Raw genomic sequence first — 11,599 nt, forward strand, 5'->3', positions numbered from 1 at the left:
GGCATGAGTTATGCCGCGATTGTTCAGGTCAGGAAATATTGAGATTCCTTACCTTTAAACGTAGCCTTTGATATTGGTTGAGTTCTCCTATAATCTTCAGTAAGGAAATATAATATTTGATGCTCTCGCTATGGTGAAAAATGGACATTACTCGAATTTTAACCAACTACAGATTTGAGCATTCGATCAGCCAAAAGCAAATGGTGGAATGCTTGGCTCAGGACAGTTTATTCGCTAATTTGGATGTTAATACCTATAGTCGGTGGGAGAGGGGCAGTACCGCACCGAGTTTAACTAAAACTATAAAAATACTTTATCTGTTAAACCTATATGATTCTATTCAAGAGGCGATGTTTGCTAGTTTAGATGAAAAACGAATTGAAAAACTTGAAGCGATGATTGATAAACGTTTTAGTCCTCAGCATCCCGGGTTATCTACTCCGTTTATCGATGCTTTAGAACCAAGAAAAACCAAAATAACCCAGTTAACTCAAGAGGATGTCCAACGTTACACCCTTATTCACTCACGCTGTTTTGACGAACCTTTGGTGTCGAATTTTAATACGCAAAATTTGCAAGGTATCGAGTTATGCGAAATGTTTGATGTGAATGATCAAATAATTGGTCATATCATTTATCAGATAGCGCCGTTAAGTATTGCTATCCCAAATTTTTCTGTAGTACAGGAACAGGCCTCTAGAGGTTTTTGGTATAACACATTGCAAGAAGATAGTTTATGTTTAGATATTATATCGGAATATTCTAGCAGTACAGAAGCATTTATGTATGGACATAAGATTCATAAGGATATTTTTTTACGAAACAGGTTAACAATAGGTTTAACAAAAATGTATGACCTTTCCATTGTTCAAGCGGCAGATAAACGCGATTCTTTTGTGTTTGAAAAAGGCCCAGTTTTTAATAAGGGGATTCGTTGGTCGAATAATCGTTACCGTTGGATTAAAGCCTTGCACCGTTTTGATCAGATATTATCTTGGGAATTATTTTGGGGTTGGGATAAGAACAATCAAATGAAATAATAGCCAATAACGAAATAAAGAATAAGGGGTATTGCGCACATTTCCCCGAAAAGTTCATTCTCCGTATAAGTGGCCACGCGAATATTGGGGAAATATTGTACACCAATAGTTTAACTAGCTATTTTTAAAGAGAAAAATCAGGGCTATCAGTGCAGATCTTTCTTAGGTTGGTAGCTCTTTCTTTAACTGCGTCTAGGTTGATTTCGGATGGAAAGTACCTTAATATTCTTTGATAACAGTGCTTTCTTTGTTCATTCGTAGCTCTTGGCCAACTGCCGTATCGATAGCCATCAACGATCTTATATGCTGCTGTTTTTCCTTTTCCTGTTTTGATCAGAACCCCAACATCCTCCCATGCCCCCAGAAGAGCCGCCGCCTGAGATTGATGGATCGGGGAGCCAATTCCCTTTAAGAGCCTAGATTTGGGCAGGGGTGTATATATTGCCCAGCAAAGGAGTGTATTAAAAAGTAGCCTATGAGCAAGCGTATGTGGAAGCATTGCTTGATTGGGTGCCCTTTCTTTATCTGCCGGAATAATCGGGTATGAGAGTTCACCTGACCAGTCCGACGAGGTACTCCACCAAAGTGAGCTGCACGGCAGGGGCTCCCTAGAGCCATACCTAACCATTTTATTTTTCGGACGTATGCTGAACCAACTTCTCGTAATCAATGGAGTGGCATTCGCCAAGGTTCTCGTAGCACCACTGCCGATTCTTGCTGGTATTTGCTTTTTTGCCAAGCCACCAAGAAACATCGATTCCTGCACGTCGATAGTCATTCGTTCTTTCCTCTAACTCTTCAGGCGTGATTGCACTTAACTGGACTTCGTGGGCCACAACCCAGCCATTGGGGAAGATGAAAGCCACGTCAATGATCCTTTTGATTGAGTCAACAGGACACTCAATCTGCACTTTTGCACTTTGGTACTCTTTCAGATCTTTGGCTAAGTCTGTAGCCAGTAGCTCTTTAAAGTACAGGTGTTCTGGGCTCTCTGGGTGATGCTTATATTCACTCTTGCATTCATTGGACAGGTGCATAAAGTGAATTTTCGGGACACTGGAGTGCGAGTTTCCCCGAATGACCATTTCTTCTTTACAGTAGCGGCAGATTATCTGCCCCCTCTTGAATGACTCTCTCGGGGAGTCACAATCCAGAATGTTTACCCGCCTGTTGTTTTCAGTGTCGTGTCCGATGAATGGCATATCCTACTTACTCCGCAGTGCATTCTGGGGTTAAGACTTCTGGTGTGGGTAGTGCCGCAGCCAAGCAATCAGATATATCGAGAACACTCTTTGCTCGTGTTGCCGCTACATACAGTAAGCGGCCTTCTTCTTCACTGTATTTACTGTGCCCCTGGCCTCTGAAATCGTCCGCTAGCCTGACAATATTCCACTCCCTTCCTTTCGCTTGGTGCGCAGTCGTCACTACGATATCTGCGTGTGCTTCTTTGATTGACTGCACCTGGTACAGGAGATCTAGGAGCAAAGGAATAGAGTACTGCTCTACGAGATTTACCATTGTCCTTAGGTGGACACCCTCATCTGTCTTGGAGAAATTGACAACCTCAAACCAATCCCTGAATGGAATGAAGTCGGGATGCTTTGAACGCCGACCGTCGAAGAGTTTCTGTGCCTCTTTAAGGTCACTACTCAAGGCTCGTACATCTGCGTTGACAGCTACTTTCTTCTTCTCGATATAGGTTTGGTATGCTACCTCGGCGATAACTGCAAAATTCGACCGACAAATAATTGCATCAGGTTCAAACTCATCAGAAAGAGCTGACTTTATTCCCGGAAAACCTTTTATATCGGTATTATCTCCGAAATGAACGCTGAGAAGGCTGTTGCAATACTTCGCAATCTCTTCACCGTACCTGTAGGACTGCGTTAGAGAGCAACGGGTCTCAATATCAATGGACTCTAGTGCATTATGGGCTCCTCTGAATCCATAAATTTGCTGATATTTATCGCCCACCCAAATCTGCTGTAAATGAGACTGCTTGGATAGCAAATCGATGACAACGAGGTTTTGATCCTGAGCTTCATCTATAAGGATATAGTCGTATTTCAGCTGAGGCTCTTTCAGTGCCCAAAGTTTCAGGTATACAGAAGGGGTGATCGGGAGGTCGCAGGCAGAATTGTTGAGAAGTTCCCACACTGAATTTACAAAGTACAACAGGGTTTCTCTGAATTCATCGACAAGCTCTGCAGCTACACCTACTAAATTAATGCTGTTCAGGTGTTGGTGTGTGATTTCTGTATCAGCAGAGTGGCAGTATGCTTCTATTCCCGAAAGAATCATGCTGCATACACGGATAGGCGGAACACCGAATAAATCTGGGCTGCCTTTTAATGTCTTATCGACAATATCGATGCATTAAGGAATTGCTTCATACGGCCAGCCCTCGCGTACTTCACACCAACATCTCTGTATGCAAGCGAGTGAATGGTTCTACAATCAACGTTCTCAGGAAATGCAGTTGTAGCATCGTCAACAATCTTTCTGTTGAAAGCGAGATAACGACCTTTCTTATTAGATAACGGCTTGGATGCCAGTGCGCGTAGCGTGAAAGTTTTTCCGGTTCCGGCAAACGCATTTATTATAAGGCTCTGGCCTAATGATGCTTTATCCAGGATGTAGTACTGTTCCTCAGTGAGTGTCTTTCCATCAAACGAAGGAAGAAATTGTTGAGACATAATGCTCCTTGCATGGGCGATAATGTGAGTTAATAGATCTATCGAGTGGTTTAGCGCTTCTCTCGGGTATGCCAGATACGAAGCACATACAGGGTATATTCCTGTATTTCATACCGCATTTCATAGTTGCCAACCAAAAGTTTACGGACTTCTCTGGACTCAAAAGCATCGAGCCTCTCTCCCAACCTTGGCTGATCTGACAAAACATCCGGAGCGCTGGTCAATGAACGTACGATTTTTACTGCCGCAATGTCATCAGCGGAAACGAGGAACTCATAGAGCCGGCTTAAATCGGAGAGGGCTTTACTGGTCCATTTTATTTCCATTACCTTGGCACGTCCTTTGTAGATTCACTTCCCAGACTTTCAGCCCAAGCCTGGACTGACCGATGGTCAATAACTCGACCATTATCAACATCAGCTAACGCTTCAATCGTTAGTTTATATCGTTCTTCTTCCATGACGATCCAATCCGCTAGAGCCTGCTTAACAATCCAAGCTTTAGAACGTTCGAGACGTTGCGCTAACTCATCAACTTTATCAGCTAGCTGTAAAGGAACATGCGCAGTAACAACCTTTGTATTCATGATGCATTCCTAATCAATGTGATTTAAAGTTAATCATAATAAATCTTCTTGTGGTTCACAACCCTAGTCAATATGAGGTATACCCTATGCAAACGTCAGTTACTGGCCTAAGACCTGTAAGTTTAGAGTTGGAATTTGATTAGATTGACAGAGTACAAAGCAGGCCTAAAGTCTAACCTGACACTTTTCTTTGATTTTGCTTCTTTGGAATCCATAAATATCACCAACGAACTTTTCGGGGAAATGTGCGCAAAACCCCTTTATGACCCCTAATTTTATAGGCGTGTTATGTACAATATGTTAAATAGGCTAGTTTAGTGCAACTTTTGCAAGCTTCACTTGCAAAATCGAGGAAAAGGATAAAAACCTACCTTCTTCTTTCACTTTGCCCCCTAAAAGCATTCTGAAAGTTAATTACATAATCGCACCAAATGTTAAGGGTTTGTAACTCGTTTTGGTTTCGCCTGGTTTTTTGATCCTAATCCTTAAAATGATCAGTTTTCTCTAGATTAGTGATACTGACGCCGCTTCGCTCTGTCGGCTTCATACTGACTCTACATGCAAGCATATAGCAGCCAGTATGAACCTTTAAATCAATCATCTGAAACACGTTTTGCCCCTTTATCAGTTTCACACCTTACCCTCATTGTACTTTTTAAAGCTTTTCTAGGCTGATAAAAGTGAATAATTACCCACACATCTAATTTTTCAAAACAAAACTACACCTTTGAAACGATATTTGATATTGTGGCGAAAATGGATATTGGAAGAATTATCATGATTTCAGGTATAAACAGTGGCAACTGCATACTTAGCTCTATGGCTAAAGAGCGGGTCAAAAGTGGGATTATCGACCACGCACAAATTTCAGGTATGAAAAGCGCATACACAGTCGTTTTCGATGGTTCTGAATGGAATGGTGAACCATTGGTGTTAAGTAGCTCTAGACAGCCTTATGAGCCTCGTATCTTCAAAAGCTTGGACGGGGCGTTAGCAGAATTACTGCGTATTGGTCTAACAGAAGCATCAATCAAGATTACTGACAGAACTGATTCAGAATAAAATCAGTCTTATAAAAAATTTGGATTACACAAAATGACAATTAAAGAAGAAACACTTCATTCGAACATCGAGACAGTGAATAGCAAACAGCTTGCAGTCCTAAAAAAGCACTTTCCTCAGTGTTTTGATAAATCAGGGAATTTCATTCAAGAAAAGATGCTTGAAGTAGTTAATGCAAATGAAGTTGAGCTTTCAAAAGAATCATACACATTGAAGTGGCTTGGTAAGTCTTATGCTCGTTTATTGACTAATCTTCCTCCTAAAACATTGATCAATGAAGACGTTGCACATAACCAGTTAGAACAGAACAAAGACAGTAAAAACCTTCTTATCAAAGGCGATAACCTAGAAGTGCTTAAGCATATGGTTAACGCATATAGTGAGAAGGTCAAGATGATCTATATCGACCCTCCTTACAACACTGGCTCTGATGGTTTTGTTTATAACGATGACCGCAAATTCACCAAAGAACAATTGGCTGACTTAGCAGGTATAGACCTGGATGAAGCAAGTCGTATTTTAGATTTCACGGACAAGGGGTCAAGCAGTCATAGTGCTTGGTTAACCTTCATATATCCTCGTTTATATATTGCGAAAGAGATGTTGACCGATGATGGCGTTATTTTCATTTCAATTGACGACAATGAAATTAGCCAACTAAAATTATTATGTGACGAGATCTTTGGTGAAGCTAACTTCTTATCTCAAATTATTGTTCAATCAAATAAACGTGGTCAAACTTACAAAGAAATAGCGAAATGTCACGAGTACATTCTTGTTTATTATAAATCTCAAGATTCCTATCTTGGGGAGCTAGAAAAAACAGATGGAAAACTCCCATACAAAGATAAATTTGGAAGTTACGATCTATGGGAACTAAGAAATAGAAACCCTAAGTTTGGTAAACATAATCGTCCTAACCTTTATTATCCAATTTATGTCGATGCCTCAAGCATTGACACTGATAAATTGGCTGCGATTTCTTTAACTCCTTCTGAGCAGTTTAATATCGAGGTATTTCCTAAAAATAGTGAGGGAGTTGAAAGTTGTTGGCGATGGGGAAAAGATAAACTATCGAAAGAAGGAATTAATGCAACACCAAGAGCAGTCTTTGGTAAACAAAAACGTGATGGTGGATGGAATATCTATGAAAAATCACGTAAGAGCACAACTAAAGCTAAATCGATCTGGACAGAAACAAAGTTCATAAATGAACAAGGTACTATTGAATCAGGTAAACTTGGAATGAGTGGTGTTTTACAATTTCCAAAACCATTAGAACTAATGAAGCAGTGTATATCTTTAGCTACTGAAGCAAATGATATTGTAATGGATTTCTTTGCTGGCTCGGGTACTACGGCACATGCTTTACTAGAACTAAATGCTCAAGACTCAAAAAACCGTGAGTTTATAACTGTTCAAATCCCTGAGAAATGTGATGGCGATAGTGTAGCTTATAAAGCAGGTTACAAAACTATTTTTGACATAACTAAAGCACGGATCACCAAAGCTGCCGAAAAAATTCGTGAAGAATCTCCTGATTTCCAAGGCGATCTAGGTTTCAAGATTTTTGAAACTGTAGAAGATTTCAGAGTCGAAGATGACGACAAAGAATTGTCTTTAATGACGATGACAATGTTTGATGATGTGATGCTTACCGATGATCAATATCATACGCTTCTTACTACTTGGCGTTTGTATGATGGTAGTGAGTTAACAACACCAGTTCAAGATATTGACCTAGATAATTATACCGCTCACCTTTGCGATAATCGCTTGTATATGATTGCCTCTGATTTTTCTAGTGATGCTTTGAAAGCTCTTCTTTCGAGACTTGATACAGACAAGGAATTCTCACCTAATAAGATTGTTTTCTTTGGTAAAAACTTTGATAGCGTGAAGCAAATGGAGCTAAACGAAGCACTAAAAAGTTATGCGAATAAAAAGTCATTAGAAATTGATCTGGTAGGAAGAAACTAATGTCAAAGGGATTCACATTTGAGAAGAACCTGCCACACCAAAAAGCAGGTGTAGACGCATTGATGAGCATGTTTGTTGGGGCTGAACCTCAACAATCTGACGATCCTATCGTTTGCCTTAGAGCAAACCCTGTTCTTAGTATCACCGACCCTCAATACTATGCGAACATCAAAACAGTTCAAGAATTCAATGGAATCGAACATAAAAGAGAGCATTACAACGCTAAAAGTAACGTTATTGATATTTCGATGGAAACAGGCACAGGTAAGACTTATACCTATACCAAATCCATGTATGATCTCAACAAAGCATTTGGTATCAACAAGTTTATTGTTATTGTCCCTACGCTTTCAATCAAAGCAGGAACAGTCAATTTTCTGAAAAGTGATGCACTTAAAGAACATTTCCGTGATGATTATGAGCGTGAACTAAAAACTTATGTCGTAGAAAGTCAAAAAGGTTCTAGTAAGAAGAATACTAAATCTTTTATGCCTCAAGCAGTTCATGATTTTGTTGAAGCAGATAATTTTAATAAAAAACATATCCACGTTTTGATTATCAACTCTGGAATGATTAACTCAAAATCATTGGTTGAGACTTACGACACAGGATTGTTAGATAACAAATTCGATACACCGATTGACGCTATCAGTGCTGTAAGACCTTTTATTATAATTGATGAGCCTCACAAATTCCCCACAGCTAAAAAAACATGGGACAACATCAGTAAGCTTAATGCTCAATACATTATTCGTTTTGGAGCAACATTCAACGAAGACTACGAGAATCTAGTTTATCGCTTAACGGCTGTGGATGCGTTTAACAATGACCTAGTGAAAGGGATTAACGCCTTTATTGAAGATGTTGTTGGCGATGACTTTGCAAACCTTAAACTCACTAAATCAACGGTTAAAGAAGCAACTTTTGAGTTAAATGAAAGTGGCACTAAAACCGTATACAAACTAGCGAAAGGTGAAGCACTATCGAAGACTCATAGTGAGATTCATGATCTGTATATTGAATCACTGAACACCAAAATTGTTGTGTTGAGTAACGGTATCGAGCTTAAAGTCGGAAAGTCTATAAACCCTTATTCATACTCAGGCACGCTTGAAGACAATATGATCCGTAAAGCGATTAAGGAGCACTTCAAGCTTGAACGTGAATTGCTGACTCAACGCCCAAGAATCAAGCCGTTATCGCTTTTCTTCATTGATGATATTGAAGGTTATCGTGATGGTAACAACCTCTCAGGTAGCTTAAAAACTAAGTTTGAAGAATGGGTTGTCGCAGAAGCTAAAGAATGTTTAAAAGTTGAAACCGACGCTTTCTACAGAGAATATCTAGAAAAGACCATTAAAGATGTGTCTGTTGTTCATGGTGGTTATTTCTCGAAAGATAATAGTGATAAAGATGAAAAGATTGAAAAAGAAATCAATGAGATTCTTCATGATAAAGAACTTCTTCTTTCATTAGACAATCCAAGACGATTTATCTTTAGTAAGTGGACACTTCGTGAAGGTTGGGATTCGCCTAACGTAATGCAGATCGTTAAGTTACGTTCAAGCGGTAGCACAACATCAAAACTTCAAGAAGTTGGCCGTGGTCTTCGTCTACCAGTAAATGAATATATGGGTCGTGTTAAAGACCGTTCATTTATGCTTAATTACTATGTTGATTTTACAGAAAAAGATTTTGTAAGCTCTCTCGTTCAAGAAGTGAATGATTCTTCATTCAAAGAGACTGTGCCAAGCAAGTTAACCCAAGAAATCAAAGATAAAATCACAGCGGCATACCCTGACTTATCTTCATTTAAAATTATGTCTGATCTATTGGGTAAAGGAATCATTGACGAAAATGAGAATTTACTTGGTTCTGATGCTTACTCAAGACTAAAAGCTCAATACCCCAATGCATTTCCTACAGGTGTTAAACCTAACAAGATTAAAGTTGATAATGGAGCGAAAAAAACATCGAAAATGCGTGTCGGCAAGTTCGATGAACTAAAAGCACTCTGGGAGGTGATTAACCAAAAAGCGATTTTAGAATATAAAATTGCAAGCGAGGACGACTTCCTTGAGCTATTTAAAAAATATCTGATTGAAGAGTCTGATAAGTTCAAGAAAACTGGTGTTCAGACACGTATTGAGACGGTCTATATTCATAACGATACCGCTATGTCTAAGTCAATGTTTGGTAATGATGATGACTTCACCAAGTTCTCTACAATGACTTACAAAGAGTTTTTGAACCGTCTATCACAAGAAGCGTTTATCAAGTTATCTACGCTTCATCAAGCATTTGTAAGTGTTCAAAGCACGATAGATATTACTGATTATTTGAACATTCAAACAATCAGAAAAGTTAAATCAGGATTCAGTAAATTTTTGTTGAATAATTCATTCAATAAGTTTGGTCTTGGCTACAACATTATATCTAACAGTATGCATCCAACTAAGTTTACTGATGATCAAGGTGAACCTAGAACCGAAGTTATGGCAAGTGATTTAGGCGTTTATAATGACGACTCTCTCACGCCTCTAGATACATACCTGTTTGAAGATGTGTTTTACGATTCTGAACTTGAGAAACTGAATATTACAGATGGTGAGATTGAATCGGTCTCTGTCTTTACTAAGATTCCGAAGAACTCAATTAAGATCCCTGTATCTGGTGGTTATTCATATTCTCCTGACTTTGCGTATGTCGTTAAGACAAGTAACGGTGATTTCCTGAACTTCATCATTGAAACGAAAAATGTTGATGGAAAGGATAGCCTTCGCAAAGAGGAAGAGCGAAAAATTGAACATGCTAAAGTTCTGTTCGACCAGATCAGTAAAGAGGTCAAGGTTGATTTCAAAACACAGTTTGCTGATGATTTGATTTACGACTTAATTAAGCAAGCAGCTTCTAGCTAGTTTATCTAGAAAGCGAGAGCATCAACGACTCTCGCTTTAAATCTATTTTATTGCATATTCAGTCATAAATAGAAAGCACGCGCTAAAGAAGTTAGAGCAATAGGCCTAACGTGTTTTTGTCCAATTATCATTTTTAGCGACAGCTGCCCCGTTTAACTTGATTGCATATGCTAGCTAAGTAAAACATTATTGTTATTTAAGCCACTTATACATGGCCACTTTCCCTACTCTGGAAAGTGGCTTTTTTTGTTTTGCCGTACCTGTGGTTATTGATGGTTTGCTAATTTAACGAAAGCGCTGGCAAATAAATGTCCAATTATCATTCAGATCAGTTCTCTCTGTTTCGTCTTAAATTATTAATCATTGCTGCAATGAATAAGTGTGCGTTGTCCATTAAGGTGTAGGCCATCTACATGGTTGCGATACCAGAAGTAATATAAAAGTCAGAGTGTTTTATTGACATGTAAGTAATATTTGGTTATCGTTTGATTATCGATTTGAAGTGATTGAATCGATAATAGTAAGAGTAGGATCGTTCGGATTGACTGGAAAGCACAGCTTACCATATATACCCTACCTCCCGCTGCCTTAGTAAGCTTATGCATATACTGTGTTAGGGATAAGATGGTGATACATCATATCTTATAATTTCAGATGGTAGCGCCATGCAAGACATGGATAAACAAAGAATCATTTCTTTCAATAGGGATCACGGAACTTTATCAATGGCTCTTCTAACCTAGCGGTTATGAAGAGCCGTCTTGATCTTTAGCCTTCATTTTTGCTTTCTTTTTCTTCTTGTAACTCTTCTTCGCTGCTTTTTTAGCTTTCCCTTCAAATGGTTTTCTTCCAGACAGAATATTTTTAAGCAAAACTAGAAACGGCTTACTTGTATCATCTGGTGCGATTAGTTTTTTTGCACGAAAATCATCATCTGTAACAACGAATGCTGTTTCACAAAACATATTGATATTTTTGTTGTTAGTTTTATGTAGTGTGAAAAGTACTATGTAGTTTTTACCTTTTTCTACTGATAAAAGCCCTGTAAGCGTTTTTCGGTGATCTCCTTTCTTCGAATGAGGTAAGACACAAATGTTATGGAGATTGCTTTTTAGAAAGTCGATAAAACTAGGAAAAAAGCTTCGGTTCTCTGTGTATTTGTCATTACAAAAAACGCGCAATTCATTACTGAGAGTTCTTTCTTGGGTTACTGCTCTATAATTGTTAGAGTCGTGTTCATACCTTCTAAGAAGCTCGCCTGTTTGAGCTAATGCTTGAATGCTATCTTTGTCTTGATCAAATGCGCGACTGTATAAG

Annotated in this window: 10 protein-coding genes; 4 read left to right on the forward strand and 6 right to left on the reverse strand. The window is 38.8% G+C overall.

Annotated elements, in window-relative coordinates:
* Nucleotides 1–140: 140 nt before the first annotated feature.
* Entirely contained in the window at nt 141–1,040 is a 900-nt protein-coding gene (locus tag AB6E52_RS16800) for a helix-turn-helix domain-containing protein (RefSeq protein ID WP_371980013.1), read from the forward strand.
* A 629-nt stretch (nt 1,041–1,669) separates the two neighbouring features.
* Here AB6E52_RS16800 and AB6E52_RS16805 read toward each other — a convergent pair.
* From AB6E52_RS16805 to AB6E52_RS16825, 5 genes are read right to left on the reverse strand one after another with little or no spacing between them, the layout of a single operon-like run.
* A complete protein-coding gene (locus tag AB6E52_RS16805; RefSeq protein WP_371980012.1) occupies nt 1,670–2,242 on the reverse strand; it encodes a competence protein CoiA in 573 nt (190 codons plus the stop codon).
* A 7-nt stretch (nt 2,243–2,249) separates the two neighbouring features.
* Complete coding sequence (locus AB6E52_RS16810; RefSeq protein ID WP_371980011.1) at nt 2,250–3,341, reverse strand: 3'-5' exonuclease; 1,092 nt, start codon at nt 3,339–3,341, stop codon at nt 2,250–2,252.
* 47 nt (nt 3,342–3,388) lie between these two features.
* Nucleotides 3,389–3,736: a hypothetical protein gene (locus tag AB6E52_RS16815; RefSeq protein WP_371980010.1), complete on the reverse strand. Its 348-nt coding sequence runs from the start codon at nt 3,734–3,736 to the stop codon at nt 3,389–3,391.
* Nucleotides 3,737–3,786: 50 nt separating this feature from the next.
* Nucleotides 3,787–4,062, reverse strand: coding sequence for a type II toxin-antitoxin system RelE/ParE family toxin (locus AB6E52_RS16820; RefSeq protein ID WP_017103711.1), 276 nt, complete (start codon nt 4,060–4,062; stop codon nt 3,787–3,789).
* Entirely contained in the window at nt 4,062–4,322 is a 261-nt protein-coding gene (locus AB6E52_RS16825; RefSeq protein WP_017103710.1) for a CopG family ribbon-helix-helix protein, read from the reverse strand. The genes AB6E52_RS16820 and AB6E52_RS16825 overlap by 1 nt, the downstream gene beginning before the upstream one ends.
* Nucleotides 4,323–5,099: 777 nt before the next feature.
* Here AB6E52_RS16825 and AB6E52_RS16830 point away from each other — a divergent pair.
* Genes AB6E52_RS16830 through AB6E52_RS16840 form a run of 3 tightly spaced genes read left to right on the forward strand, consistent with a single transcriptional unit; the run spans nt 5,100 to nt 10,282 of the window.
* Nucleotides 5,100–5,384 carry a hypothetical protein gene (locus tag AB6E52_RS16830; RefSeq protein WP_226980821.1) on the forward strand — a complete coding sequence of 95 codons (285 nt, stop codon included), beginning with the start codon at nt 5,100–5,102 and terminating at the stop codon, nt 5,382–5,384.
* Nucleotides 5,385–5,417: 33 nt separating this feature from the next.
* Nucleotides 5,418–7,364, forward strand: coding sequence for a site-specific DNA-methyltransferase (locus AB6E52_RS16835; RefSeq protein ID WP_371980009.1), 1,947 nt, complete (start codon nt 5,418–5,420; stop codon nt 7,362–7,364).
* Complete coding sequence (locus tag AB6E52_RS16840; protein ID WP_371980008.1) at nt 7,364–10,282, forward strand: type III restriction-modification system endonuclease; 2,919 nt, start codon at nt 7,364–7,366, stop codon at nt 10,280–10,282. Before AB6E52_RS16835 ends, AB6E52_RS16840 begins: the two co-directional genes overlap by 1 nt.
* A 746-nt stretch (nt 10,283–11,028) precedes the next feature.
* Here the strand turns inward: AB6E52_RS16840 and AB6E52_RS16845 are convergent.
* Nucleotides 11,029–11,599, reverse strand: a 571-nt coding sequence (locus AB6E52_RS16845) for a hypothetical protein (protein ID WP_372189963.1), incomplete at its 5' end; no start/stop codon positions are given.

It is taken from the genome of Vibrio sp. 10N.247.311.13 (assembly GCF_041467595.1).
Classification (GTDB): domain Bacteria; phylum Pseudomonadota; class Gammaproteobacteria; order Enterobacterales; family Vibrionaceae; genus Vibrio; species Vibrio crassostreae_C.